This is a genomic window from Halomonas daqiaonensis (genome assembly GCF_900109725.1).
GTDB classification, from domain to species: Bacteria; Pseudomonadota; Gammaproteobacteria; order Pseudomonadales; family Halomonadaceae; genus Halomonas; species Halomonas daqiaonensis.
Genome location: NZ_FOBC01000003.1, coordinates 1 through 25,142 on the forward strand (window position 1 = coordinate 1; position 25,142 = coordinate 25,142).

The 25,142-nt window shown below is 64.4% G+C and carries 20 protein-coding genes, 4 tRNA genes and 1 riboswitch; of the genes, 18 read left to right on the forward strand and 6 right to left on the reverse strand.

What is annotated here, in order from left to right:
- Window positions 1–4: 4 nt before the first annotated feature.
- Window positions 5–967 (reverse strand): IS1595-like element ISHda1 family transposase, encoded by a 963-nt coding sequence (locus BMY30_RS02680; RefSeq protein WP_086558114.1) that lies wholly within the window; start codon window positions 965–967, stop codon window positions 5–7.
- Window positions 968–1,161: 194 nt separating this feature from the next.
- Window positions 1,162–1,381: riboswitch (cobalamin riboswitch) on the forward strand.
- Between the two features lie 131 nt (window positions 1,382–1,512).
- Between BMY30_RS02680 and BMY30_RS02685 the strand changes: the two genes are divergently transcribed.
- From BMY30_RS02685 to BMY30_RS02700, 4 genes are read left to right on the forward strand one after another with little or no spacing between them, the layout of a single operon-like run.
- Window positions 1,513–3,348 carry a TonB-dependent receptor domain-containing protein gene (locus BMY30_RS02685; RefSeq protein ID WP_089710359.1) on the forward strand — a complete coding sequence of 612 codons (1,836 nt, stop codon included), beginning with the start codon at window positions 1,513–1,515 and terminating at the stop codon, window positions 3,346–3,348.
- 10 nt (window positions 3,349–3,358) lie between these two features.
- On the forward strand, window positions 3,359–4,255 hold the full coding sequence (locus BMY30_RS02690) for a cobalamin-binding protein (protein WP_483099046.1): 897 nt from the start codon (window positions 3,359–3,361) through the stop codon (window positions 4,253–4,255).
- A gap of 25 nt (window positions 4,256–4,280) precedes the next feature.
- A complete protein-coding gene (locus BMY30_RS02695; RefSeq protein WP_089710767.1) occupies window positions 4,281–5,255 on the forward strand; it encodes a FecCD family ABC transporter permease in 975 nt (324 codons plus the stop codon).
- Window positions 5,255–6,022 carry an ABC transporter ATP-binding protein gene (locus tag BMY30_RS02700; RefSeq protein WP_089710364.1) on the forward strand — a complete coding sequence of 256 codons (768 nt, stop codon included), beginning with the start codon at window positions 5,255–5,257 and terminating at the stop codon, window positions 6,020–6,022. The genes BMY30_RS02695 and BMY30_RS02700 overlap by 1 nt, the downstream gene beginning before the upstream one ends.
- A 90-nt stretch (window positions 6,023–6,112) precedes the next feature.
- On the opposite strand, the gene BMY30_RS02705 is transcribed toward BMY30_RS02700, so the two are convergent.
- Window positions 6,113–6,868: a glycerophosphodiester phosphodiesterase family protein gene (locus BMY30_RS02705; RefSeq protein ID WP_089710366.1), complete on the reverse strand. Its 756-nt coding sequence runs from the start codon at window positions 6,866–6,868 to the stop codon at window positions 6,113–6,115.
- 155 nt (window positions 6,869–7,023) lie between these two features.
- Here BMY30_RS02705 and BMY30_RS02710 point away from each other — a divergent pair, with 155 nt between their 5' ends.
- The 9 genes from BMY30_RS02710 to BMY30_RS02750 all read left to right on the forward strand — a co-directional run bounded on the left by BMY30_RS02710 (window position 7,024) and on the right by BMY30_RS02750 (window position 16,824).
- A complete protein-coding gene (locus BMY30_RS02710; RefSeq protein WP_089710369.1) occupies window positions 7,024–7,614 on the forward strand; it encodes a hypothetical protein in 591 nt (196 codons plus the stop codon).
- A gap of 81 nt (window positions 7,615–7,695) precedes the next feature.
- Window positions 7,696–8,673 (forward strand): NADPH:quinone reductase, encoded by a 978-nt coding sequence (locus BMY30_RS02715; protein ID WP_089710371.1) that lies wholly within the window; start codon window positions 7,696–7,698, stop codon window positions 8,671–8,673.
- Between the two features lie 151 nt (window positions 8,674–8,824).
- The gene (locus BMY30_RS02720) at window positions 8,825–9,814 is read left to right on the forward strand and encodes a metal ABC transporter solute-binding protein, Zn/Mn family (RefSeq protein WP_089710373.1); all 990 of its coding nucleotides are present in this window, start codon (window positions 8,825–8,827) and stop codon (window positions 9,812–9,814) included.
- Window positions 9,811–10,614 (forward strand): metal ABC transporter ATP-binding protein, encoded by an 804-nt coding sequence (locus BMY30_RS02725; protein ID WP_089710375.1) that lies wholly within the window; start codon window positions 9,811–9,813, stop codon window positions 10,612–10,614. The genes BMY30_RS02720 and BMY30_RS02725 overlap by 4 nt, the downstream gene beginning before the upstream one ends.
- Before the next feature lie 2 nt (window positions 10,615–10,616).
- Window positions 10,617–11,828, forward strand: coding sequence for a metal ABC transporter permease (locus BMY30_RS02730; protein WP_089710376.1), 1,212 nt, complete (start codon window positions 10,617–10,619; stop codon window positions 11,826–11,828).
- Window positions 11,825–12,742: a metal ABC transporter permease gene (locus BMY30_RS02735; RefSeq protein WP_089710377.1), complete on the forward strand. Its 918-nt coding sequence runs from the start codon at window positions 11,825–11,827 to the stop codon at window positions 12,740–12,742. Before BMY30_RS02730 ends, BMY30_RS02735 begins: the two co-directional genes overlap by 4 nt.
- A 103-nt stretch (window positions 12,743–12,845) precedes the next feature.
- Window positions 12,846–14,174 (forward strand): aspartate aminotransferase family protein, encoded by a 1,329-nt coding sequence (locus BMY30_RS02740; protein ID WP_089710378.1) that lies wholly within the window; start codon window positions 12,846–12,848, stop codon window positions 14,172–14,174.
- Between the two features lie 14 nt (window positions 14,175–14,188).
- Window positions 14,189–14,749, forward strand: coding sequence for a carboxymuconolactone decarboxylase family protein (locus BMY30_RS02745; RefSeq protein ID WP_089710379.1), 561 nt, complete (start codon window positions 14,189–14,191; stop codon window positions 14,747–14,749).
- A 149-nt stretch (window positions 14,750–14,898) separates the two neighbouring features.
- Entirely contained in the window at window positions 14,899–16,824 is a 1,926-nt protein-coding gene (locus BMY30_RS02750) for an SLC13 family permease (protein ID WP_089710380.1), read from the forward strand.
- A gap of 74 nt (window positions 16,825–16,898) precedes the next feature.
- Here BMY30_RS02750 and BMY30_RS02755 read toward each other — a convergent pair whose 3' ends face one another.
- The 4 genes from BMY30_RS02755 to betI all read right to left on the reverse strand — a co-directional run bounded on the left by BMY30_RS02755 (window position 16,899) and on the right by betI (window position 23,288).
- Window positions 16,899–19,346 carry an acyl-CoA dehydrogenase gene (locus BMY30_RS02755; RefSeq protein ID WP_089710382.1) on the reverse strand — a complete coding sequence of 816 codons (2,448 nt, stop codon included), beginning with the start codon at window positions 19,344–19,346 and terminating at the stop codon, window positions 16,899–16,901.
- 138 nt (window positions 19,347–19,484) lie between these two features.
- Window positions 19,485–21,176, reverse strand: coding sequence for a choline dehydrogenase (gene betA, locus BMY30_RS02760; protein ID WP_089710384.1), 1,692 nt, complete (start codon window positions 21,174–21,176; stop codon window positions 19,485–19,487).
- A gap of 9 nt (window positions 21,177–21,185) precedes the next feature.
- Window positions 21,186–22,670 (reverse strand): betaine-aldehyde dehydrogenase, encoded by a 1,485-nt coding sequence (gene betB / locus BMY30_RS02765; protein WP_089710386.1) that lies wholly within the window; start codon window positions 22,668–22,670, stop codon window positions 21,186–21,188.
- Window positions 22,671–22,682: 12 nt separating this feature from the next.
- Window positions 22,683–23,288, reverse strand: a complete 606-nt coding sequence (gene betI, locus BMY30_RS02770) for a transcriptional regulator BetI (protein ID WP_211607219.1) — start codon at window positions 23,286–23,288, stop codon at window positions 22,683–22,685.
- 183 nt (window positions 23,289–23,471) lie between these two features.
- Between betI and BMY30_RS02775 the strand changes: the two genes are divergently transcribed.
- The 5 genes from BMY30_RS02775 (at window position 23,472) to BMY30_RS02795 (ending at window position 25,085) form a co-directional block, all read left to right on the forward strand.
- Window positions 23,472–24,437 carry a choline ABC transporter substrate-binding protein gene (locus tag BMY30_RS02775; RefSeq protein ID WP_089710390.1) on the forward strand — a complete coding sequence of 322 codons (966 nt, stop codon included), beginning with the start codon at window positions 23,472–23,474 and terminating at the stop codon, window positions 24,435–24,437.
- Between the two features lie 86 nt (window positions 24,438–24,523).
- Window positions 24,524–24,600: transfer RNA gene (locus tag BMY30_RS02780), tRNA-Met, on the forward strand.
- 141 nt (window positions 24,601–24,741) lie between these two features.
- A tRNA-Asn gene (locus BMY30_RS02785) sits at window positions 24,742–24,817 on the forward strand.
- 60 nt (window positions 24,818–24,877) lie between these two features.
- Window positions 24,878–24,953 (forward strand) — tRNA-Asn (locus BMY30_RS02790).
- A gap of 56 nt (window positions 24,954–25,009) precedes the next feature.
- Window positions 25,010–25,085, forward strand: a tRNA-Asn gene (locus BMY30_RS02795).
- Window positions 25,086–25,142: the final 57 nt, after the last annotated feature.

The following is a 25,142-nucleotide window of genomic DNA, read 5'->3' on the forward strand; positions in this document are numbered from 1 at the left end:
ATGGCTATGTTGGTATCTGTTGTTGGTCTGCGCCTATCGCCTTGCGAAACCACGCTTCCTCTGCTGGCTTCGCGGTTTCAAACAACCGTCGCCATGCCAGGTAATTGGGTAAGTACTCGGTCCCCACCCCATGAAAGCGCGTCATCCAGCCCTTCAAACGGCTCATATAGCTGTTTACGTTCTGAATGTGGTATTCCTTGCCAAGCACTCGCTGATTGTCGAGTGTGATCAGTCGATGATGAGCAATGCCATGGTCGGCAGAGAAGGTTTTATACCAGCTGTGCCCGTCCGAACATAAAATCGAGTCACGATCGATGATCGGTGCCAAGAATTCATGAACAGTGGATTTCTTGAGCGCCGGATCGACCAAGTCACTGATCTTTCCGTTACGGTCTCGCGCAATAAGAACCTGAATCTTTTGCCCTTTTTTCTTCATATCGCCTTGCCCGCCGCGCCTTCGAGGTTTGCGGTGCGTGAGATTACGCTTTCCTTTGCAGGACTCCAGGAAGAAGGTTTCGTCTACCTCGATGATGCCGGATAGTGGGTTGGCGTTGTCTTGAGCGCTCGTTTTCAGGAAGCGATGTCGCCAGCGGAAGGCCGTCTTCAAATCGATGCCCACTCGGGCCGCCGAGACACGTAACGTCAGACTGTCTCGCATGCAGCGCAGGTAATCAAACCACTTGTCGCGGTGCTGCAGTTTGGCCAGGGGCGTACCTGTGAGGGCATTGAAGGTCTTGCGACAATCGGGATTCCGGCAGCGATACCGCTGCAGGCCACCGCTGCGCCCCCACTTTGCAGGGTATTCAGCGCCACAGTGTGGGCAGGGAAGGTGAGGTCTCGCGGTGTCGAGCAAGGTGTTCGCTTGGGAGCTTATTTGCCCAAGAATCTGATCTGCCAGGTATTTCTTGAGATGGTCAGGGAGGCGAGTCAGTGTCTGTTCGAGGGCTTTGAGGTCTGATTGATTCATGGCGTGCCCCAGAGGAAAACTGGATATACAGTAGTTTATACAGTATTTTTAAAGCACGCCAACAACAGATACCAACATAGCCATAAATATATAGTATAGGGGCGAGGCGATGTCCTGTCAGCCCGCCATAAGTTTGGCTGCGCCAGGTCAATCAGTCGGAGGGTATGCGTTGACGCTTCATCGAGGGATTGCTAGCTTACGCGCACCTCTCAGGTGCTGGTGGAAACGTCCGCCAGTGAAACGGGAAGTCGGTAATCCCATTCCGACGCTGCCCCCGCAACGGTGATCGAGGAAAGAACGGCCATCACGCCACTGTGCTGCTGCACGGGAAGGCGGTCGTTCCGGACGTCGGGCCTGCTTCATGCCCGGCTTTCACTCGTAAGCCCGGAGACCGGCCCGAGAGTAAATGCCGGGTTGCGGTGGGCGACCAGGAGGCTGGGCAGGCGTCGTCTCTTTCGTTTTCCCTCTTCCTCGATCCCTTGCCGTCCCGGTGACTGCAATACCGACCAGTCGTACGGGTGAGTACGGCGAGCAAGGGACATTCCATGAAAAACCGCATCACTGCCACCTCCGGCCTGGCCGCCTTCGGTCTCGCCGCGCTTCCTCTGGCCGTTCAGGCACAGTCGAACAGCGCTAACCAGGAATCTGCCACCGTCGAGCTAAATCCGATGGTGGTGACCGCCACCCTGGCCCCTCGAACTGCCGACCAGAGCCTCTCGTCCGTCACCGTGATCGACGAAGCCGCCTTTCGTCGCCAGGACCCTGCCAGCATCACCGATGTGCTGCGTGGCCAGCCAGGGGTGGATGTCAGCACCAATGGCAGCTACGGCAAGCAGAGCAGCGTCTTCATCCGGGGAACCAACAGCAACCAGAACGTGTTGCTGATCGACGGCATTCGACTGCGCTCCGCGACCACGGGGGCGGCGTCCTGGGAATTTCTGGATCCTCGCATGTTCGAGCGTGCCGAGATCGTGCGCGGTCCCCGCGGCAGCCTCTATGGCGCCGACGCGGTGGGTGGCGTTGTCCAGCTGTTCACTCCTGAAGGGAAAGAGGGCGAACCGACGCCGCGTATTTCGGTGGGTGGCGGCTCCTTCGAGACTCAGCGCTACTCCGCCAGTCTTTCCGGCGCCGAGGGCGGTACCCGCTACCACTTTGCCGCCAGCCGCTTCGATACTGAGGGCGTGCCGGTTCGCCGCGGCGGCGATGATAAGGGCTACGACAATACCAGCGGTGTGGTACGACTCTCCCACACCTTCGACGGCGGCGCCGAGATGGGCATGCTGGCGCTGCGGGGACGAGGCACGACCGAGTTTGATAGCTTCGGCGCCCCCGCGGAAGATGACTTCGTGCAACAGGTGGCGGCGGTCTACGCTGAGACGCCGGTGACAGAGACCTGGTCAAGCCGCGTCACCCTGAGCGAGGCGCGAGACGAACGTGACACTTTCGATTCTTATGGTATTTCAGTATTCGACACTCAAACCCAGACTGCCCGCTGGGAGAACACCTTAAGTTTCAGCGTCCACGAACTGGTGGCGGGTGTTGAACATACTGAAGATAGCGTCAGTAGCACGACGCAGTATGAAGAAGATAGTCGTGATAACACGGCGGTCTTTGCCCAAGGGCTTCTAGATTTCTCACCACTAAGCCTTCAGGCCAGCCTTCGTCATGACGATAACGAGGCCTACGGGGAAGAGCTGACGGGCAGCCTGGCGCTGGGCTATGCCCTGGACGACCATCACATCGCCCGGGCCAGCTACGGCACGGCCTTTCGCGCCCCCACCTTCAATGATCTTTATTATCCTGGTTTCGCGAATCCCGATCTGGAAGCTGAAACATCTGACACCGTCGAGATTGGGGTACGTGGCCAGTATGCGAATTGGTTCTGGGATACGGCGCTTTATCAAACCGATATCGATAACCTGATCTCGGCCCAGATCAACGATGTGCCGACCAACATCCCCACCAGTCGTATCCGGGGCATTGAGATTTCCGGTGGTGCCGAGATTAATGACTGGACGTTGGCAACGGCCCTCACCTGGACCGATCCCGAGGATCGCAGTACCGGTAACCAGCTTGCACGGCGTGCTAGCCAGAGCCTGCGGTTTGATATCGATCGTGAGCTGGGTGACTGGTCACTGGGGGGATCCTGGATTGTTCAGGACCACCGTTACGAGTACGACTTCCTTGGCAATTCTTCCCGGCTTGGCGGCTACGGTCTGCTCAACTTGCGTGCCGGCTGGCAATTCGCCCCGATGTGGACAGCCCGTTTGACGGTGGAGAATGCACTGGACAAGGAGTACGCGACGGCGAAATTCTTTGATGGCGATGACTACATCAACGCCGGCCGAGCTGCCTTTGTCAGTGTCCACTTTGGTCCCTAGGGAATCGCCAGTGACTCACCGTCTGCCCGGCATGGCCGGGCTCTTGTTCGTGCTGCTGACCGGCCTCGTCGAGCCGGCCGCTGCCGATCAGGTCTGCGCCATCGACGACAGCGGCCGCGAGATCTGTCTGGCGGCGCCGGCCGAGCGGATTGTCGCGCTCTCCCCCGGGGCCACCGAGCTGCTCTTCGCCGCGGGGGCAGGGGAGCGGCTGGTGGCGGTGGTGGATCACAGCGATTTTCCACCCGCGGCCAGCGAGCTACCCTCCGTGGGCAGCCATGATCGCCTAGACCTGGAGCGCCTGGTGGCCCTGCAGCCGGACTTGGTGATCGGCTGGGTCACCGGCAATCCCGCAGAGCAGGTAGAGCGCCTCGAACGGCTGGGGGTGCCGGTGTTCCGCATCGAGCCACGGGATTTCGAGGGCATCGCCACGGCCCTCGAACGGCTGGCGCGGCTGGGCGGCAGCGGGGCACAGGGGCGGCTGGCCGCCGAGCGCTTTCGTCAGGGGGTTGCCGAGCTGTCGGCAATCCATGAGGCTGCGCCTCCGGTATCCGTGTTCTATCAGGTGTGGGACTCGCCTTTGATGACCGTCAACGACGAGCACCTCATCGGCAAGGCAGTCACACTGTGCGGGGGCGTGAACGTCTTCGGCGACCTGTCGCGATTGGTGCCGCGCATCGACGAGGAGGCCGTGCTGGCGGCCGATCCCGAGGTGATCCTCGCCGGCGGGCGGGGGGAAGAGAGCCGCGGCTGGCTGGCGGACTGGCAGCGCTTTCCCGAGCTGAGGGCGGTGGCCCGCGATAACCTCTTCTTCGTGCCTCCGTCGCTGCTCCAGCGGCCCACGCCACGACTGCTCGAGGGCAGCCGGCGGCTCTGTGACAGGCTGGAAGTTGCCCGTGGCCGCCGTTAGCCCGGGTACGGCCACCCATGGGCACCTGACAGTAGGCCAGCTGGCGTTGACCCTAGGAGTGCTGGCAACGGCTGCCCTTGCTGCCCTGGTGCTCGCCGTGGCCTTGGGCAGCGCCGCCGTGCCCCTGTCGGAGAGCCTCGCCGTGCTGACGGGCGGTGGCGATGCCCTGTCACGTACCCTAATCCTCGAGCTGCGCCTGCCGCGTGCCCTGGCTGCCTTTGCTACCGGCGGCCTGCTGGCGGTGGCCGGCGCCCTGATGCAGGTGCTGCTACGTAATCCTCTGGCAGATCCCTATGTGCTGGGGCTTTCCGGCGGCGCGGCGGTGGGCGCCCTGCTGGCGATGCTGGCGGGGCTGGGCAGTGCCGTGATCTCGGGGTCGGCCTTTGCCGGCGCCCTGACGGCGACCCTGCTGGTCTTCGGCCTGGCCCATGGTACCGGCAGTTGGACGCCGTCGCGGCTGCTGCTCACCGGTGTGGTCGTCGCCTCCGGCTGGGGAGCGGTGATCACTCTGATCCTCTCGCTCAGCCCGGCCCGGCAGCTGCCGGGTATGCTCTACTGGCTGATGGGTGACCTGGCCCATGCGCGAGGCCCAGGCGTTGCGCTGGGCCTGCTGGCCCTGGTCTGCCTGCTGGTGGTGCCGCTCGGGCGGAGCCTCAACGTGCTGGCTCGGGGCGGGCTGCAAGCCGCGGCCCTAGGGGTGGCGGTCCGGCGGCTGGAATGGCTGATCTACCTGCTGGCGAGTCTGATCACCGCCGTGGCGGTAACGACGGCGGGGAGTATCGGTTTCGTCGGGCTGGTGGTGCCGCACATGCTGCGCCTGGTGCTGGGCAACGACCAGCGGCTGATCCTTCCCGCCTGTGCCCTGGCCGGCGGCACCCTGTTGGTGCTGGCGGATACCCTGGCGAGAACGATCATCGCCCCCGAGCAGCTTCCGGTGGGGGTGATCACCGCCTTGCTCGGAGTGCCGACCTTCCTCTACCTGCTGCATCGGAGCCGCTGATGAGTCGCTTGGAGACCCGTGGGCTGGTCAACGATGTCCCGGGCCGCGATGGGGGTGATCCACTGAACATCGCGGTACTGCCAGGTCAGGTGTGGGGGGTACTGGGACCCAATGGCTCGGGCAAGACCACCCTGTTGCACACACTAGCCGGCCTGCGACCGCCACGCGCTGGCCAGGTGGAGGTGGATGGCGTGCCCTTGGCCCGCCTGCGACGCCGCCGACTGGCCCAGTGCCTCGGGCTGGTCTTCCAGGAGCATCACGACGGCTTTCCCGCCACGGTGGAAGAGACCGCTCTGATCGGCCGCCACCCCTGGCTCTCCCCCTGGCAGATGGAAACCGCCGAGGACCTGGCGCTGGCGCGGCATGCCCTGGAACGATTGGACCTGGCGGCGCTGGGCGGGCGCCAGGTGGCCACGCTCTCCGGCGGTGAACGCCAGCGGCTGGCGATCGCCACCCTGCTGGCCCAGGACCCTGGCGTCTGGCTAGCCGATGAGCCCACCAATCATCTGGACCTGCACCATCAGGTGGCGGTGATGCGGCTGCTGGCCGAGCAGGCAGCCGGCGGCCGTGCCGTGATGATGTGCCTGCATGACCTCAACCTGGCCGCTCGCTGGTGCGATCACCTGCTGTTGCTCTACCCGAACGGAGAGGCCTGCTGGGGCCCGGCGGCGAGCATGCTGGTGCCCGAGGTTCTGGAACGACTCTATGGCCAGCGCCTGGCCAGAGCCGAGATAGAAGGCTCGAGGGTGTTCGTTGCCGTGCCCTGAGCCTGACAAGGGAGGTCGTGGTAGTCGTGCCCGACCGTGCTGGCGTCTGCTACTTCACCCCCAGCGCCGCGGTGGTCTCCGGCGGTGTGCTCAGGTGGCGGGCAAGTGACCGGCGAAGCGCATCGGGTCGTCGCTGATCACCGCTTCGACGCCCCATTGCCAGCGTGGGGCGAAGGCGGTGGGATCGTTGGCCGTATAGCAGAGCAGTCGGTAGCCCGCCTCGATGACCTCGCGAACGCGCGTCTTCTTGAGGCGCCTCCAGTCAGCATGAACGCTGTAGGCCTGCACCGGCTCGCAGCGTGAGCGCCAGTCGCGGCCGATCGTCTCGAAGAGCACGCCCAGCGCCAGGGATTCGGGCCCGGCCAGGGTGCGTGCCCGAGCCAGGGCGGTGTCGCTGAAGGAGGAGACCAGGCGCCGCGCCGGCGGCAGTGTCTCCATTACCTCAGGCAGGGCGGTATCCACCAAGGCGTGGGGATCTCGGCCGCGATTCACTTTGAGTTCCAGGTTCACTCCCATCTTGAGCTCGTCGAGGAGGACGAGCATCTCTTCGAGGGTGGCCATGCGCTCGCCCCGGAATGCGTCTCCGAACCAGCCGCCTGCATCGAGCCGGCGGGCCGTGGCCAGGTCCAGGTCGCCCAGTCGGCCGCGGCCATCGGAGCAGCGCCGGATGTTGGCGTCGTGCCAGATTACCGGGGTCCCGTCGCCGAGCAGTTGCACATCGAGCTCGACCCAATCACAGCCGGCCTGCTTGGCCTCGCGAACGGCGATCAGGGTGTTTTCCGGTGCTCGGGCGGATAGGCCGCGATGGGCGATCAAACGGGACAGGGGGATGTCAGGGTGGGGCATGAACAGGCGTCCTGGTCAGCGAGACACCGCGCACTGGCGGCGAGGAAGCGGCCTACAGCGTATCGCCATTCGTCATGGCTTGGATATGGTAGGCTGCGCGACTTTGACCCTGATGATGGGACCCTGGTGATATTGCCGAACGCGAGGATACCGAGATGAGAATCGTGCATATCAAGAATCCCCAGCAACGCGAAGCCTGCCTGGCCCGGCTGTGCGCCGAAGCCTATGGCCAGGAGGCGGGCCTCAGGCCGCTGGCAACCTTCGCCGGCACACTGGGGGTGCTGATCAAGCAGGAGGCAGCGAGGGTATTGGCGCTGGTGGATGATCATTCGCGCCCGGTGGCACTGGCCCTGCTCGTGCTCGACGAGGTCGGCAGCAGCATGACCGTGATGCTGCTGGTCGAGTTGGACCAGTATCAAGAGGAGGGCCATGTGCGTGTGCCGCGCCCGGCTGAGCGCCTGGTCGCCGAGCTGGCGCTCAAGGCGCCCCTGCGCATCGATACCCAGGATGCCGAGCAGGAGGCTCGCTTTCGCGAGGCGGGCATCACGCGCTGGCTGGACGGCAAGGCCGGGGTGCGGATCGGGCTGGGGCCCAAGCATCCCGCCGCCTCCCTCGAGGACCTCCCCAGGGCGCTGACCTTCGACGAGGCGTCGGTGATCCAGTCCTTCAAGCGCGACCGCCAGCAGTTCGATGACTACAAGGCGCGCTTTATCCGCGGCCTGGAGTCCTTTCCGGCCACTCTCTGACGGCGACGTGGCTTGACCCTGCGGGCCCACGGCGCTTGACTGGTGGGCTAATCTCGCAGGCAACACAAGGAAAACATCCCCATGGCCAAGCGTATCCAGTTCGCTCGCACCGGTGGGCCCGAGGTCCTCGAGCTCGTCGACGTCACCTCGGCCGAGCCGGCGCCCGGCGAGGTTCGCGTCAGTAACCAGGCCGTCGGCCTCAATTTCATCGACATCTATTTCCGCACTGGCCTCTATCCGGCCCCGTGGCTGCCGTCCGGTCTGGGCACCGAGGGGGCCGGCGTGGTCGATGCGGTGGGCGAGGGCGTCACCCACCTCAAGGCGGGAGACCGGGTCGCCTATGCCCAGGGGCCGCTGGGCGCCTATGCCGAGCAGCATGTGGTGCCAGCGGAAAAAGTGGTGGTGCTGCCCGAGGCCATCGACGTCGAGACCGCCGCCGCCAGCATGCTCAAGGGACTCACCGTGCAGTATCTGCTGCGTCAGACCTGTCCGCTTGAGGGCGGCGAGACGATTCTCTGGCATGCCGCCGCCGGGGGCGTGGGTTCCATTGCCTGCCAGTGGGCAAAGGCGCTGGGCGTGAAGCTGATCGGCACGGTGAGTTCGCCGGAAAAGGCGGCGCTGGCCGAGCGCAATGGCGCCTGGGCGACCATCGACTATACCCGAGAGAACGTGGTGGAGCGTGTCCGCGAGCTGACCGGCGGCGCAATGTGTGACGTGGTCTACGACTCGGTGGGCAAGGATACTTGGGAGACCTCGCTGGACTGCCTGAAGCCACGTTCGTTGATGGTCAGCTTCGGTAATGCTTCGGGCGCTGTGGAGGGCGTCAACATCGGCATCCTCAACCAGAAGGGCTCGCTGTTCGTCACCCGGCCGAGCCTCAACGGCTATGCCGACACCCGCGAGCGGCTTGAGTGGATGGCCGGCGAGCTCTTCGCGATGCTGGAGAGCGGCAAGGTCAAGGTCGATATCGGCCAACGCTACCCGCTTGCGGAGGCCGGCAAGGCCCAGGAAGCCCTCCAGGGCCGCCAGACCACCGGCTCCACCATCCTCCTGCCGTGACAGGCTCTCGTGCCCGCAGCCGGAAAATCACTGCTGGGCATCAGGCGTCGGTGATGATCCGGTGATACGGAATCTTCCGTCATGCCAATTCATGAACTGACCGCCAGCGCGTATTCTGTTCGGTAACACCATCCACCCCCGAGGGTCATCGATGACAGCTTTCCCCCGACGTGCGCTTACCCTGAAGCTCTTGTTGCTTATGCTGGCGGGAATGTTGGCCGGACCGGTGCTGGCCGACGAGGACGATGCGCCACTGAAGCTGGTGGCCACAACCGCGATGATCGCCGATGTCCTGCGTGAAATAGGAGGGGAGCGGGTCGAGGTACAAGGCTTGATGGGGCCGGGGGTAGATCCGCACCTCTATCGCCAGACTCGCCACGACGTCACTGCCATGACCCGGGCGGATGCGGTGTTCTGGAACGGTCTCAACCTGGAGGCCCAATTGCGCAACTTCCTGTCACGGTTGGCGGAACGCAAGCCCGTCTTCGCCGTGGGCGAGGCGGTGCCGGTCGAGCAGCGTCTTGCCGACGAGGCATATCCTGACCAGCCCGATCCTCACGTCTGGATGGATCCCGGCCGCTGGCTGTGGGTGGTGGAGGGCATCCGCGATGCCCTGGCCGAGCTGGCTCCCGAGCATGCCCAGGAGTTCGAGGCGCGCACCGATGCCTATCTCGCCAAGCTCGAGGCGCTGGATGGCTACGCTGCCATGGTGCTCGACAGCGTGCCGGCGTCGTCACGGGTCCTGGTGACGGCACATGATGCCTTCGGCTACTTCGGCGACGCCTATGAGTACGAGGTCATGGGTATCCAAGGCTTCTCCACCGAGAGCGAGGCCGGCCTGGCGCGCATCGAATCGCTGGTCGACGTGCTGGTGGACCGTCGGATCGGCGCCATCTTCATCGAGTCGTCGGTATCGGATCGTAACGTCCAGGCGCTGGTCGAGGGGGCGGCCGCCGAGGGCTGGACGGTCGAGATCGGCGGAGAGCTGTTTTCCGATGCCATGGGACCGGCCGCGACCTACGAGGGCACCTGGCTCGGGATGTTCGATCACAACGTCACCCTGATCGCACGTGCGCTGGGGGGCGAGGCCCCCACCGGGGGGAGACTGGAGCGATTGGGCCAGGAAGAGGTGAGCGAATGAACGGTGCACTGCACCTTTCCGACGAGGTGGTGGCGAGCCCCCTGGCGATCCATGGCCTGACCGTCAGCTATGACCATCGACCGGTGGTGCACTCGGTGGACTTCATCACGCCGCCGGGCAGCATGACTGCCATCGTGGGTCCCAACGGGGCCGGCAAGTCGACCCTGCTCAAGGCCGCCCTGGGCATCACCCGGCGGCTCACTGGGGATATCCGTGTGTTCGGCAAACCCTATGACGGCCGCTCGCGCCGTGTGGCCTATGTCCCGCAGCGCAGCAGCGTCGACTGGGATTTTCCCGCGACGGTGATCGACGTGGTGACCATGGGGCTCTTCCGCGACCTGCGCTGGTGGCAGTTAACCCGTCGGCACCACCGCGATAAGGCCATGGAGAGTCTGGGCCGTGTCGGCATGGAGGCCTTCGCCCGGCGCCAGATCGGTGAACTCTCGGGCGGCCAGCAGCAACGCGTCTTCCTGGCTCGTGCCCTGACCCAGGAGGCAGACCTGACCATCCTCGACGAACCCTTTGCCGGGGTCGATGCGGCCACCGAGAAGGCCATCGTGGAGGTGCTCAAGACCTTGCGTCGCCAGGGCAGGACCCTGCTCTGCGTCCATCATGACCTCGCCACGGTACGCGACTATTTCGATCACCTGTTGCTGCTCAATGTCCACCGCATCGCGGCCGGGCCTGTGGCGACGACCTTCACGGCGCAGAACCTTCAGGAAACCTACGGTGGTCGGCTCGGCGATGTCCAGCTATTGCGCCTGCTGGACGAGGCGCCCCGGGAATCCCGGGAGTGCTGAGCATGGAAGCCTGGTGGCGCGCCCTGATCTTCGAGGCCGGTTACAACACCAGCCTGGTGACCCTCGGGGCGATGCTGCTCGGGGGCGGTGCTGGCATGATCGGCAGCTTCGTGCTGCTGCGAAAGCGCTCCTTGGTCAGCGATGCGATTAGCCATGCGACCCTTCCCGGCCTGGCCCTGGCCTTCATCCTGATGGCGCTGGTATTCGGCGACGGACGCTGGATGCCGGGCCTGCTAGTCGGCGCTGGGCTGAGCGCCGCCGCCGGGCTCTGGGCGGTGCAGGCCATAAGCCACCGCACCCGGCTAGGTGAGGATGCTGCCATAGGCGCCGTGCTCTCCACCTTCTTTGGCCTGGGCGTGGTATTGCTCACCGTCATCCAGTCGTTGGCGGTGTCCGGCCAGGCCGGGCTGACCGGCTATCTTGTCGGTTCCACCGCCGGCATGTTGGCGGCCGAAGCCCAACTGATCGGGTTCTGTTCCCTGCTGCTGGCGGCCGGCATCATCGTCATGCGTCGTGACTTCCTGATGGTCTGCTTCGATCCCGTCTTCGCCGCTACCAACGGGGTCCGGGTCCAGCGCGTCGATATGCTGCTGATGCTCTTGCTGCTGGCGGTGGTGGTGATCGGGCTGCGGATCACCGGCTTGATCCTGATCGTCGCGCTGACCATCATTCCGCCGGTGACCGGTCGCTTCTGGACCGACCGGCCGCTGCGCGTGGTGGCGCTGGCGGCGCTGCTCGGCGCCCTCGCCGGCTATCTCGGCGTCACCCTGTCCAGCGTTCGACAAGGGCTGCCCACCGGCCCCCTGGTGGTGCTGGCCTCCTTCGTGCTTTTTCTGGTCTCCTTCCTGCTTTCGCCGCGGCGCGGCATCCTGGCCACCCTGATTGCCCACCAGCGCTTCAAGCGGCGAGTCCATTTGCGCCAGGGGCTGCTTGCCCTGGCTCGTGACGAGGCAATCTTCGACGACCTGACCATGAGGGTGCTGCGGCGTCAGGGCTTCATCCGCCGCGATGGAGTGGCAACACCTTCGGGCTGGGCCGCGGCTCGGGATGCCGAGCATGAGGAGCGGCTCTGGGCACTCCACCGGCGCTATTATCCGGAGGATGCCGCACAGCTCGATCACCGCGGCCTGTTGCCGATCGAACGAGTGCTCTCGCCGGATACCATCATGGTGCTCGAGAACCGGCTGATGGCGAGTCGGGAGGCGTACCCATGAGCGATTTCCTGATGTTCAGCCTGGTGCCGTTGACGGTCGCCATTATCATCTGCATGTCCTGCGCCCTGCTGGGCAACTTCCTGGTATTGCGCCGCCAGAGTCTGATCGGTGATGCCATCAGCCACGTCGCGCTGCCGGGTATCGTGGCGAGTTTCCTGCTCACCGGAACTCTGGCCTCTTCGGCGATGATGCTGGGGGCCGGCGTGTCGGCCTTGTTCACCGTGGCGATGATCGAGCTGATCCGCCGCCTGGGCCGAGTGGAAAACAGTGCGGCCATGGGCGTGGTCTTCACGAGCCTATTTGCCTTGGGCGTTCTGATGCTGGAGTGGAATGAGGTGGGCACGGTCCACCTGGACGTGGAGCATGCCCTCTACGGCAATCTGGAGAGCCTGATCTGGTTCGAGGGCACCAGCGTCGCTTCGCTGTTCGATACGCAGGCACTGTCCGACCTGCCGCCGCAACTGGGCCGGGTGGCCTGGATGGGGGCCCTGGTGGCCGCTTTCGTTGTAGTCTTCCGCCGCGGCCTGGTGCTGGCCAGTTTCGATGCCGATTTCGCCGCCAGCGTCGGTGCCCGCCCGACGCTGGTCGGCCTGTTGCTGGTGCTGATGGTGGCCGTGGCCGCCATTGCCGCCTTCGAGGCGGTCGGGGCGATCATCGTCATTGCCATGTTCATCTGTCCCGCCGCCGCAGCCCGCTTGATGACCAACCATCTCGCTTCGCAGATCGCCTTTAGCCAGCTGATCGCCGTGGTCTCGGCGGTGTTGGGGTATGTGCTGGCAGGCTATGGCCCGGGCTGGCTAGGTTTCAGCGTCTCGTTGAGTGCGGCCGGGATGATCGCCACGCTGTCCGGGGGCTTGCTGCTGTTGGCCTGCCTGTTCGGCCCCTATCGCCATCGCCGTGAGCCGCTCGGCTAGTCCACGTAGGCGCCCATCTGGCGCATCCGTGACTCGATGCAGAAAAATCGTTACTTTTCATAAAAATGACAATCTGATTTGCGAAAACCCGTGTGAGGTCAGCATGAGCCACGTATTCCACCGTCATCTGCAGCAACAGTATCCGACCGCCGTGGGCGGCGACGGCCCCTACCTGATCGATGCCGAGGGGCGCCGCTACCTGGATGCCTGTGGGGGTGCCGCGGTGTCCTGTCTGGGCCACAGCGATGCCGAAGTGATCGAGGCTATCCGTGAGCAGGTCGGGCGGCTTGCCTACGCCCACACCTCCTTCTTCACCAACGAGCCGATGGAGGCCCTGGCCGACTTCCTGGTCGAGCGGGCTCCGACGGGCCTCTCCTCCGTCTATTTCGTCTCGGGAGGGTCCGAGGCGGTGGAAGCGGCGCTCAAGCTGGCGCGCCAATACTTCATCGAGAGGGGCGAGCCCCAGCGTAAGCACCTTATTGCGCGGCGCCAGAGCTATCACGGTAACACCCTGGGGGCGCTGGCGACCGGCGGCAACGCCTGGCGTCGGCAACAGTTTGAGCCGCTGCTCGTCGAGGTGAGTCACGTCAGCCCCTGCTACGCCTATCGGGATCAGGCCCCCGGCGAGACCCCGGAGGCCTACGGTGAGCGTCTGGCGGCAGAGCTCGAGGCCGAGATCCAGTCGTTGGGGCCAGAGAACGTGATGGCCTTCGTCGCCGAGCCGGTGGTCGGCGCGACCCTGGGAGCGGTCCCTTCGGTGCCGGGCTACTTTACGCGGGTGCGCGAGATCTGCGATCGCCACGGCATCCTGCTGATCCTCGATGAGGTGATGTGCGGCATGGGCCGGACCGGCAGCCTGTTCGCCGCCGAGCAGGAGGGCGTGACGCCGGACCTGATGACCATCGCCAAGGGCCTGGGCGCCGGTTACCAGCCGATTGGTGCGACCCTGGTGAGTGAACATATTCGCCAGGCTATCGCCGAGGGCTCGGGGTTCTTCCAGCACGGGCACACCTACATCGGTCACGCCACCGCCTGCGCCGCCGCCCTGGCGGTCCAGCGGGCCATCGAGGAGCGGAACCTGCTGCCGCGCGTCGACCGGCTGGGCGAGGGCCTCCAGCAGCGATTGGAGGCCCGTTTCGGCGAGCACCCCTATGTCGGCGACATCCGCGGTCGGGGCCTGTTCCGGGGGCTCGAGCTGGTGGCCGACCGGGGCCAAAAGACGCCGTTCGACCCGTCCCGCAAGCTGCATGCGGCGGTCAAGCGCACCGCCATGTCCAAGGGCCTGATGTGCTATCCCATGGGCGGCACCCTGGACGGGCGCCGGGGCGACCATATCCTGCTGGCCCCACCCTTCATCCTCGACGAATCGCACTTGGACGAGATCGTCGACAAGCTCGATGCGTCCCTGAAAACCGTCTTCGACCACGCCTGATGGAGCCCAGTCCGATGTCGATCGACTCCCGCCTCTCCCCGCTGGACGAGACCCGCATGGCACCCGAGCAGCGCCGCGTGCTGGACGCCATCCTGAGCGGCCCCCGCGGCAACCTGGACGGTCCCTTCCTGGCCTGGATCCATAGCCCGGAACTGGCCGATCACGCCCAGCGACTCGGTGCCTTCTGCCGATACGGGACCCGGCTCGATACGCGGCTGACGGAGCTGGCGATCCTGTTTACCGCGGCCTGGTGGCAGTCCCAGGCCGAGTGGCAGATCCATGCCCCCATCGCGCGCGAGGCGGGCGTCACCGAGGCGGTGATCGAGGCGCTACAGGAGGGGCGGGACCCCCCCTTCGAGCTCGACAATGAGGCGCTGGTCTATCGCCTGGGCAAGACGCTATACACTACTCGTCGTGTCGACGAGGCGCTCTACGCCGAGGCAGTGGCGGCCTTCGGCGAGCCGGCGGTAGTCGAACTGGTAGGGGTCTTCGGCTATTACGCCCTGGTGGCCATGACGCTGAATGTCTTCGAGGTGCGTCGGGGCACCGGTCCCCTGCCTTTCGCCGAGCCATAACGGTTGGCAATGACCGCCAGCCGCTAGCAGCGTGCCTTCGAGCTGACGCTCTCAGGCCGGGTTCTTTGCTTCCTGATTGAACGAAAGGTCTGGATTTTCTTGCCTGCGGCTGGTGTGCTTGAGTCTCCACGAATATACAGGGAGGTGTCATGGCCGACAGCACGCTGGTCTTCATTGTCCTCGGATTGACGCTGGTCGCCTTCGCCTGGGGGCGCTTCCGCTACGATCTGGTGGCGCTCACCGCCCTGCTGGTCTCGGTGATGCTGGGCCTGGTGCCCGCCGAGGAAGCCTTCAGCGGCTTCGGTCATCCGGCGGTGATCACGGTGGCGGCGGTCTTGGTACTCAGTCGTGGCCTGGAATACTCCGGCGTGGTGGACGTGATTGCCGACAAGGTCTTGAAGGTCGGCGATCGACTCTTCCTGCAACTGGTCGCCCTGACTGCCACCGTGGTGGTGCTCTCCGGCTTCATGAACAATGTGGGTGCTCTGGCATTGATGCTGCCGGTCGCCATGCGGGTGGCCCGAGAACACGACACTTCGCCGTCGTTTCTGCTGATGCCGCTCGCCTTCGGTTCGCTGCTGGGCGGCCTGACGACTTTGATCGGTACTCCTCCCAATATCATCATCTCCAGTTTCCGCAATGACACCCTCGGCGAGAGTTTCGGCATGTTTACTTTCTTTCCGGTGGGTGCCGTGGTCGCCCTGGCAGGGCTGGCCTTCATTGTGGTCCTGGGCTGGCGATTGGTACCCATGCGTGCCAGCAAGGCTTCAACCGAGGCGATGTTCGATACCGCGAACTACCTGCTCGAGGTCAAGGTGAGGGAGGGTTCCAAGGCCAACGGCTGGACACTCAACAAGCTACAGCACGAATTGGACGAAACCATACCGGTGCTGGCCGTGATTCGGGGTAACCAGCGCTGGGCGGGACACGAGTTCTATGGCCCCCTCAAGGAGGGGGACGCCCTGATGGTGGAAGCGGGCCCCGACGAGATGAAGCAGCTCGAGGACAAGGCCGGTCTCTCGCTGGGCGCAGAGGCGGAACTCGAGGAGGAGAAAGAAAGGCAGGAGAAAGAACAGGAAGAAAAGGAAAGGGAAGAGAGAGAAAGGCAGAAAGACAAGGAGGAGGGCGAGCCCGATGAGGCGGCATCCCGCGGAGACAGTAATCAGGACGAAGACAAGGACAAGGAGGATGAGCAGCGCGTCATCGACACCGAAGGGCTCCAGCTCATCGAGGCAGTGGTGCGTCGAGATTCGATGATGGTCAATCGAAGTGTTCGGCAACTGGGTCTCCACAACCAGTATGGCCTGCACCTGGTGGCGGTGGCTCGTGAGGGCACCCGTCTGAAGAAACGTCTGCACGAGATACGCTTCGAACCCGGCGATGTCGTTCTGCTGCAGGGAGGGGAGAGCAGGCTTTCCGAGAGCCTGGCGACGCTTGGCTGTCTGCCCCTGGTTAAGCGCGATCTTCCCACGGGAGAGCCGCCCAGGTTGTGGCTCTCCCTGGGGATCTTTGCGGTGGCCATCGTCGCCATGATGTTCGATCTCCTGCCGACGGCCATCGCGCTCTCCAGTGCGGCCCTGCTCTCCCTTCTGGTGGGCGTCCTGCCCCTACGGGAGGGCTACCAGGCGATCGACGGGCCGGTGATCGTGCTGCTGGCCGCCATGATCCCCGTGGGCGAGGCACTGGAGACCAGTGGTGGCGCGCAATCGATCGCCGATACCCTGCTTAGCCTCGGCGCCGACTGGCCCATCGTGATCACGCTGGCGGGCCTGTTCATCATCTCCATGACGCTCTCCAATATCGTCAACAATAATGCGGCCGCCGTGCTGATGGCGCCCATTGCTGTCAGCCTGGCCCAGGGCTTCGATGTTTCGATGGATCCCTTTCTCATGGCCGTTGCGGTCAGTGCCTCCTGTGCCTTCCTCACGCCCATCGGCCACCAGTCCAACACCCTGGTGATGGGTCCCGGCGGTTATCACTTCGCCGACTACTGGAAAATGGGGCTGCCGCTGTCGCTCGTGGTGCTGGCGGTGGCCATACCGATGATATTGCTGGTATGGCCGCTGGAGGGGTGAAGGGTGAGGGGTAGCGTTGTCACCCACAAGGAAGCCCCGGGCTGGCCGGGGCTTCTCTGGTTCGCTTGTCAAGATCAGTCAGCGTTATGGCGTAGCACCTTAGACTTGTCGGTGACGAAGGCGTCGTAAGCGAAGTCGTCCACGCTGAGCATTTCGAGCACCGCGGCCTCCCGTTCACGCATGAAGGAGGCATCTTCCTCGGAGATAAGTCCCTTCTTCAGCGCTGCCTCCACCTTCTGCTCGGGGTGCAGTGCTTCCGCCGGCAGCTCGCCCTGGGCGTAGGCCTTGTTGACCTTGCGGTAGAGGCTCTCGGCCCGTTCCTGGGTGACCAGCAGGGCATTGTAGTGGGCGAGCGGATTGTCCCGGCTGCCGTCGTTCTCCTGCCAGGTGGCTTCCAGCAGGTAGTGGCGCAGTGAGGTATCGCGGGAGATGGCTTGGGCGATCTCGCGGGTCAGGGCATCCTGGGGACGCTTCCAGCGGCGGCCGGTGGGCATCACGATGATACGCAGTACCCGGCCCAGGGCACGGCTCGGCAGGTTGTCGAACAGCTCGTCGAAGGCCTGCTCGGCGCGACTCAGGAGGAACCGGCAACCATAGTGCAGCAGGGCGGCCTCGCCCTCGACCTTGTCTCCCTCATGCCACTGCTTGATCGTCATCGAGGCGAGATATAGGTTGGAGAGCACGTCGCCCAGGCGGGCCGAGAGCATCTCACGCTTCTTGAGGCTCGAGCCGAGGCTCGCCATGGCGGCATCGGCACATAACCCGAAGCCGGCTGAGAGACGGGCGATGTCGCGGGCATAGGGAGCGGCGACCTCATCGAAGGGCACGCCGGGCCGTCCGAGTCCCAGGCCTTGTGTGAGGGCGCGGGCGGCGTTACCGAAGACCAGCCCGGCGTGGCCGAAGAAGGCGCGGTCGAAGGCCTTTACATCGTCGGCCTCCTTGGCAGCCAGTTCCTCGAGCACGTACGGATGGCAGCGGATCGCCCCCTGGCCGAAGATCATCAGGTTGCGGGTCATGATGTTGGCGCCTTCCACGGTGATGGCCACCGGGTTGGCGCTGTAGCCGATGCCGAGGTAGTTGCGCGGGCCCAGGGTCACTGCCTTGCCGCCATGGATGTCCATGGCGTCGCCGAGGATCTGACGCTGGAACTCGGTCAGTTGGCTTTTGAGGATTGCCGAGGGTACCGCCGGCTTCTCGCCGTGGTCGATGGTGTTGGCCGTCTGGTAGACGGCGGCTCGGGAGACATAGGCCAGCGCGGCCATGCGCGCCAAGGGCTCCTGAACACCCTCCATCTCGGCTACCGGCACGTTGAATTGGCGACGGATGCGGGCAAAGCCCCCGCTCCAGCCCAGGGCGTAGCGGGCGGTTCCGGTGGCGCCGGAGGGCAGGGTGATGCAGCGCCCGATGGAGAGGCACTCCACCAGCATCCTCCACCCCTGACCGATCATTTCCGGCCCACCGATGATGGTATCGAGCGCTACGAAGACGTCCTTGCCCTTGATTGGCCCGTTGAGGAAGGGGCTGCCGATAGGGTGGTGGCGGCGCCCGATCTCCATACCCGCCGTGTCTCGCGGGATCAGCGCCAGGGTGATGCCGCGGTCTTCTTCGTCGCCGAGCAGGTGGTCGGGGTCGAAGAGCCGAAAGGCCAGGCCCACCACGCTGGCGATGGGCGCCAGGGTGATCCAGCGCTTCTCGAAGTTCAGCCGCAGGCCCAGCACTTCCTCGCCGTCGATATCCTGCCGACACACCACACCGGTGTCGGGCAGGGCGGTGGCGTCTGAGCCGGCACGTGGACCAGTCAGACCGAAGCAAGGAATCTCGCGTCCGTCGGAAAGCCGCGGCAGATAGTGGTCCTTTTGTTCCTCGGTGCCGTACTTGAGCAGCAGCTCGCCGGGCCCCAGGGAGTTGGGCACGCCCACGGTGACCATCAGGGTCTCGCTGATCGAGAGCTTCTGCAGCACCAGCGACTGGGCCTTGGCGGAGAAGCCCAGGCCGCCGTAGTCCCTGGGGATGATCATGCCGAAGAAGCCTTCTTGCTTGAGATATTCCCACAGCTCCTGTGGCAGGTCGGCGAGTTCCCGGGTGATCTCCCAGGCGTTGCACATGCCGGCGGCCACGCTGCACTGGTGGTCGAGGAAGGCCTGCTCCTCTGCCGTCAACCCCTCATCGCGGAACGCGAGCAGCGCTTGCCAATCGGGGCGCCCGGTAAAGAGTTCGCCTTCCCAGGCCACGGTGCCCGCCTCCAGCGCGATGCGTTCGGTCTCCGAGACCCGGGGTGCGACCTTCTTGAATAGGGTAAAGAGGCGGGGCGAAAGCCACCGGAGGCGTAATGCCGGCAAGCCGGCTGCGGTCAGGAGAGCGGCACCGAGCAGCAGCAGCACGCCCAGCAGGGAGGAGGCGAAGAGCAGGCTGGCCAGGCCGGTGACGGCGAGCACGCCGAGGGCGGGCAGAGCACCCGCTTCGCGTCGCATCACGACGAGCAGGCCGGCCACGGCCGCGATCAGCAGAATCAGGGTGAGCATGGCGTGACTCCGGTTGTTGTGGAATGCAGGAATTCGAACAGATGTTTGAATTCTTGCAGACTAGTCCACTTTTCTGCAACCGGCCAGTCATTCTCAGCTGTTATCTGAGTGACCCTGCTACTCGGTTAAGCTCACGATTTAATTTAACCGGCGTCGGGGTTCGTCCCGAGCCGGGGCATCGCCCGCTATATAGTAGGGAGCATTCGAGCGCGGCAGCGGTTCACGGCCGCGAATGCGATCGGCGATCTTCTCGGCGAGCATGATGGTCGGCGCATTGAGGTTGCCGGTGGGAATCACCGGAAACAGCGAGGCATCCACTACCCGCAGCCCTTCGAAGCCGTGAACTCGGCCCTGTCCGTCGACAACGGCCGTGTCGTCCTCGCCCATGCGGCAGCTTCCGCAGGGGTGATAGGCAGTCTCGGCGTGGGCCTTGATGAAGGCATCCAACTCGGCATCTGACTGCACGTCCGGTCCGGGCGAGATCTCCTGGCCGCGGTAGGCATCGAAGGCAGGTTGGGCGATGATCTCGCGGGTCAGGCGGATGGCATCGCGGAACTCTTGCCAGTCCTTGTCGGTGGACATGTAGTTGAAGAGGATGCTGGGTGCGGCTTCGGGGGCACGGGAGATCAGGCGGATGCGCCCGCGACTCTCGGAACGCATGGAGCCCACATGGGCCTGGAAGCCATGCGCCTGGACCGCGCTCTTGCCATTGTAGCTGATGGCGATGGGCAGGAAGTGGTACTGCAGGTTGGGCCATTCTTCCTGGTCATTGGAGCGGATGAATCCCGCCGCCTCGAACTGGTTGCTTGCGCCGATGCCGCTGCCCAGGAAGAGCCACTCGGCGCCGATTTTCGGCTGGTTGTACCACTTCAGCGCCGGGTAGAGCGAGACCGGCTGGGTGCACTGGTACTGGATATACATCTCCAGATGGTCCTGGAGATGGGCGCCGACGTTCTCGTTGACGTGCACCGGATCGATTCCGAATTCATCCAAGAGATCCTTCGGACCCACGCCGGAGCGCTGGAGGATCTGTGGCGAGGCGATGGCCCCGCCGCACAGCAGCACCTCGCGACGGGCGCGGGCCTGATGCGGCTCGCCCTTGAGAAAGTAGCGCACGCCCAGCGCCCGCTTGCCCTCGAACTCGATCACGTCGGTTAGCGCACGAGTCTCGATGGTCAGGTTCGGCCGTCCCTTGGCCTGGTCGAGGTAACCGCGGGCCGTTGAAGCACGCCGGCCGCGCGGGGTGACGAAACGGTCCATGGGGCCGAAGCCCTCCTGCTGGTAGCCGTTGACGTCTTCGGTCTCCGGGTAACCGGCCTGTTTGCCCGCCTCGATAAAGGTGCGGTACAGAGGGTTATTCCCCTCTTTCGGCGTGGTCACGCTCACCGGCCCGTCACCGCCGTGGTAGGCGTTAGGGCCGATGTCGCGGCTCTCGGACTTCTTGAAGTAGGGCAGGCAGTCGGCGTAGGTCCAGTCCGCCAGGCCCGGCGCCTTGGCCCAGTGGTCGTAGTCCAGGGCGTTGCCGCGGATGTAGCACATGCCGTTGATCAGCGAAGAGCCGCCCAGGCCCTTGCCGCGGCCGCACTCCATGCGTCGGCCATCCATATGGGGTTCCGGGTCGGTCTCGAAGGCCCAGTTGTAGCGCTGTCCCTGTAACGGGTAGGCCAGTGCCGCCGGCATCTGGGTGCGGAAGTCGAAGCGGTAGTCGGGGCCGCCGGCCTCGAGCAGCAGCACGCTGACGCCCTCCTCTTCGGTGAGGCGAGAGGCCAGGACATTACCGGCCGACCCGGCGCCGATGATGATGTAGTCGAATTCACGGAGCTGGGGCATGGGATCTCCTTAAAACACCGATTCGAAGGGGCCCATCTCGATCTGCACCGACTTGGTCTGGGTGTAGTGGGCCAGAGTCTCGAGGCCGTTCTCCCGGCCCACGCCGGACTGCTTGTAGCCGCCCACCGGCATCTCGGCGGGAGACTCGCCCCAGGTGTTGATCCAGCAGATGCCCGCCTCGAGACGGTGGATCACCCGGTGGGCGCGGTTGAGGCTCTCGGTGAAGACCCCGGCGGCCAGGCCGTAGTGGGTGTTGTTGGCGCGGCGGATCACTTCTTCCTCGTCGTCGAAGGCGAGTATTGCCATCACCGGGCCGAAGATCTCCTCGCGCACGATGCGCATCTCGTCCGTGCAATCGGTGAATGCCGTGGGGGCCGCCCAGGCGCCCTCTTTCCATTCGATTCCGCCTCGTTCACCTTTGCTCCAATCCTCGCCGCCGGCCAGCACCCTCGCGCCTTCCTGCTTGCCCAGCGCGATATAGGCGAGCACCTTTTCCTGGTGTTCGAAGCTCACCAGGGGGCCGAAGTTGACGCTCGGGTCCAGCGGGTCGCCGGCGCGGATGCGCGCCACGCGCTCGGCGATCTTCGCCTCGAAGGCCTCCTTCACCGAAGCCTCGACGAACACGCGAGTGCCGTTGGTGCAGATCTGCCCGCTGGAGTAGAAATTGGCCATCATGGCGGCGTCAGCGGCACGGTCAAGATCGGCGTCGGCGAAGACGATCAGCGGCGACTTGCCGCCGAGTTCCATGGTCACGTCCTTGAGGGTGGAGCCGGCGGCCGCGGCCATCACCTTCTTGCCGGTGCCCACCTCGCCGGTGAAGGTGACCTTGTCGATGCCGGGGTGTCCGGTCATCAGGGCGCCGACGCTGCCGTCGCCGTGGATGACATTGAAAACGCCGTCGGGCAGCCCGGCCTCGGTGAAGATCTCGGCAAGCTTCATGGTGGTCAGCGGGGTGACCTCGCTGGGCTTGAAGACCACGGCGTTGCCGGCAGCCAGTGCCGGAGCGGTCTTCCAGCAGGCGATCTGAATGGGGTAGTTCCAGGCGCCGATTGCGCCGATCACGCCCAGTGGCTCGCGGCGCGTATAGACGAAGGAACCCTCGCGCAGCGGGATCTGGCTGCCCTCGATGGCGGCGGCCAGGCCGGCATAGTACTCGAGGACGTCGGCGCCGGTGACGACGTCTACCGCGGCCGTCTCGCTGATCGGCTTGCCGGTATTGCGGGTCTCGAGCTCGGCGATCTCGTCGTTGCGCTCACGGAGCAGGGCGACGGCGCGGTTGAGGACGCGGCTGCGCTCCATGCCGGTCATCGCCGCCCAGGTACGCTGGCCTTTACGTGCCGCGGCCACGGCGGCATCCACGTCGGCCTCGGCCGCCTGTTGAACCTCGGCAAGCAGCGAGCCGTCGAAAGGGTTGACTACGGAGAAGGTCTCGTTGGAGGTAGCGGCCGTGTGACGGCCGTCGATGTAGAGGGTCTGGGTCTCAAGGGATGGCATGTTGGCCTCCATTCAGGAAGGGGAAAGGGTGTTTCGGTTGTCGAGCAGGCGGTCGAGGTAGTCCCGTGCCAGGCGGCGCGCCTCGTCTCTGTCCAGGCCCTCGAGGGTCAGGGCGCCGCGCAGCCACAAGCCGTCGATCAGGGCGGCCAGGGCCCGGGCACAGGCGCGCGCCTCGTCATGGGGCATCACACGGCGGAACTGGTGACAGAGGTTGGCGTAGAGGCGGCGGTCATTGACCTCTTGAAGTCGTGCCAACTCAGGCTTGTGCATGCTGCTGGCCCAGAAAGCCAGCCAGGTTTTGGCTACCGGCCCCGTGACCTGGCTTCGGTCAAAGTTGCCGTCGATGATGGCGCCGATGTGGTCCCTGGGGCTGGTGGTGGAGAGCTCACGCCGCCGTGTCGCCACCGCCTCGCGCAGGTCGCTCAGTATCTGACGCATGGTGGCTTCCAGCAGGCCGTCCTTGCCGCCGAAATAGTGGCTGATGATTCCGGCGGAAACGCCTGCGTGCCGAGCAATGCGCATCACCGTGGCATCCGCCAGGCCGACCTCGTCTATCGCTGCCATTGTGGCCTTGATCAGCTGCTGGCGGCGGATGGGTTCCATTCCAACCTTGGGCACCGTCGCTGACTCCTTTCCTGGGAATTGATCTTGCAACCACCATGTGAAGCATGGTTACCATGTGCACAGCTTGCCATTTCTTTATTGAACGTTCAATCAATAAAGGGTCTGGTACAAGGGCCTCACTTGCTCGTGGTGTTGCCATCACGCCTATACTTCATTCTCGACAAGAGGAATGCCTCCATGCTCACCCGTAACCTGAACCGCCGCCTGACCCTGGGTCTTGGTGCCGCTGCCCTGGGTTTTTCCGTCTCGCCGCTGCAGGCCGCTGCGCCCGAGAGCTGCGAGATCGTGCGCTTCGCCGAGGTCGGCTGGACCGACATCACCGCGACTACCGCGCTCACCACCGAAGTGCTTGAAGCCATGGGCTATGAGACGCGGATCGATACCGTCTCCGTGCCCATCGCCTATCAGGGCATGAAGAACGATGATTTTGACGTCTTCTTGGGCAACTGGATGCCCTCCATGGCGTCGATCAGCGATCCCTTCGTCGAGGATGGCGATGTCGATCGGCTGGGGGCCAACTTGGAGGGCGCCAAGTACACTCTCGCGGTACCGCAGTATGTTCATGATGCCGGCGTCACCTCGGTGGAAGATCTGGCCGAGCATGCCGAGGAGTTTGACAGCGAGATCCATGGCATCGAGGCCGGGAATGACGGCAATCAGCTGATCCAGCAGATGATCGATGACGACGCCTTCGGCCTGGGCGACTGGCAACTGATCGATTCCAGTGAGGCCGGCATGCTCGCCGAGCTGAGTGCTCGGACGCCGGATGAGCAGTGGATGGTGTTCCTCGGCTGGGAGCCGCATCCCATGAATACCAACTTCGACATGGCCTACCTCGAAGGGGCGGGTGACTACTTTGGCCCCGACCTCGGCGGTGCCACCGTCTACACCAACACCCGCGCCGGCTTCGTCGAAGAGTGTGCCAACGTCGGTGAACTGCTGGAGAACCTCGAGTTCACCCTCGAGATGGAGAATCAGCTGATGGGTGAGATCATGGACGAGGGCACCGATCCCCGCGATGCTGCCCGTGCCTACCTGCAGGCCAATCCCGAGATCCTGGAGACCTGGCTTGAGGGTGTCGAGACTCGCGAGGGCGAACCGGCGTTGCCGGCGGTCAAGCGTGCCCTCGATATCGAGGCGTGAGTATCAGCGTGGGCTTGCCATGCATCGGGCCCGCGTGCATAATCCCACCCCGTTGCCCGACGCCTTGTCGGGCAAGCTGTTGATAAGGCTACGTAGCTCAGCTGGTTAGAGCACATCACTCATAATGATGGGGTCCCCTGTTCGAATCAGGGCGTAGCCACCAGGACATGCGAAAGCGCCCGCCGGATCTCCCTGGCGGGCGTTTTTCATCGTGTCTGGAGCCGCCTGTTAAGGGGGTGGAATGCCAATCCTCGCTTGACCTTGCGGGCCCGATCCGTATACTACGTCCCGTGCTTGAGGTCATTCCCCGATAGCTCAGTTGGTAGAGCAAATGACTGTTAATCATTGGGTCGCAGGTTCGAGTCCTGCTCGGGGAGCCAGCTTCGCCCATGCGGCGAAGGATCTCGCGAAGTGAAAGGCACATTGCGGCATGCGGTCATTCCCCGATAGCTCAGTTGGTAGAGCAAATGACTGTTAATCATTGGGTCGCAGGTTCGAGTCCTGCTCGGGGAGCCAACCGTTCCCGATTGCCTGCCGCTCCCTCCGTCTTGTCCCGCGACACTCTGCATTGTTCCCCGATAGCTCAGTTGGTAGAGCAAGTGACTGTTAATCACTGGGTCACAGGTTCGAGTCCTGTTCGGGGAGCCAGATCCTCCTGGCGACTTTCCTTTTCTGCTGCATCCGTGTCCTCGCCTCCTGCCGAGT

Bases quoted from the DNA above. Each gene is read 5' to 3' on its own strand.
- BMY30_RS02710 (WP_089710369.1), top strand. From the start codon at position 7,024: ATGAGAATCGTGCATATCAAGAATCCCCAGCAACGCGAAGCCTGCCTG.
- BMY30_RS02700 (WP_089710364.1), top strand. From the start codon at position 5,255: ATGAGTCGCTTGGAGACCCGTGGGCTGGTCAACGATGTCCCGGGCCGC.
- BMY30_RS02735 (WP_089710377.1), top strand. From the start codon at position 11,825: ATGAGCGATTTCCTGATGTTCAGCCTGGTGCCGTTGACGGTCGCCATT.
- BMY30_RS02775 (WP_089710390.1), top strand. From the start codon at position 23,472: ATGCTCACCCGTAACCTGAACCGCCGCCTGACCCTGGGTCTTGGTGCC.
- BMY30_RS02745 (WP_089710379.1), top strand. From the start codon at position 14,189: ATGTCGATCGACTCCCGCCTCTCCCCGCTGGACGAGACCCGCATGGCA.
- BMY30_RS02750 (WP_089710380.1), top strand. From the start codon at position 14,899: ATGGCCGACAGCACGCTGGTCTTCATTGTCCTCGGATTGACGCTGGTC.
- BMY30_RS02705 (WP_089710366.1), bottom strand. From the start codon at position 6,868: ATGCCCCACCCTGACATCCCCCTGTCCCGTTTGATCGCCCATCGCGGC.
- BMY30_RS02685 (WP_089710359.1), top strand. From the start codon at position 1,513: ATGAAAAACCGCATCACTGCCACCTCCGGCCTGGCCGCCTTCGGTCTC.
- BMY30_RS02740 (WP_089710378.1), top strand. From the start codon at position 12,846: ATGAGCCACGTATTCCACCGTCATCTGCAGCAACAGTATCCGACCGCC.
- betB (WP_089710386.1), bottom strand. From the start codon at position 22,670: ATGCCATCCCTTGAGACCCAGACCCTCTACATCGACGGCCGTCACACG.
- betA (WP_089710384.1), bottom strand. From the start codon at position 21,176: ATGCCCCAGCTCCGTGAATTCGACTACATCATCATCGGCGCCGGGTCG.
- BMY30_RS02725 (WP_089710375.1), top strand. From the start codon at position 9,811: ATGAACGGTGCACTGCACCTTTCCGACGAGGTGGTGGCGAGCCCCCTG.
- BMY30_RS02720 (WP_089710373.1), top strand. From the start codon at position 8,825: ATGACAGCTTTCCCCCGACGTGCGCTTACCCTGAAGCTCTTGTTGCTT.
- BMY30_RS02730 (WP_089710376.1), top strand. From the start codon at position 10,617: ATGGAAGCCTGGTGGCGCGCCCTGATCTTCGAGGCCGGTTACAACACC.
- BMY30_RS02755 (WP_089710382.1), bottom strand. From the start codon at position 19,346: ATGCTCACCCTGATTCTGCTGATCGCGGCCGTGGCCGGCCTGCTCGTC.
- BMY30_RS02680 (WP_086558114.1), bottom strand. From the start codon at position 967: ATGAATCAATCAGACCTCAAAGCCCTCGAACAGACACTGACTCGCCTC.
- BMY30_RS02715 (WP_089710371.1), top strand. From the start codon at position 7,696: ATGGCCAAGCGTATCCAGTTCGCTCGCACCGGTGGGCCCGAGGTCCTC.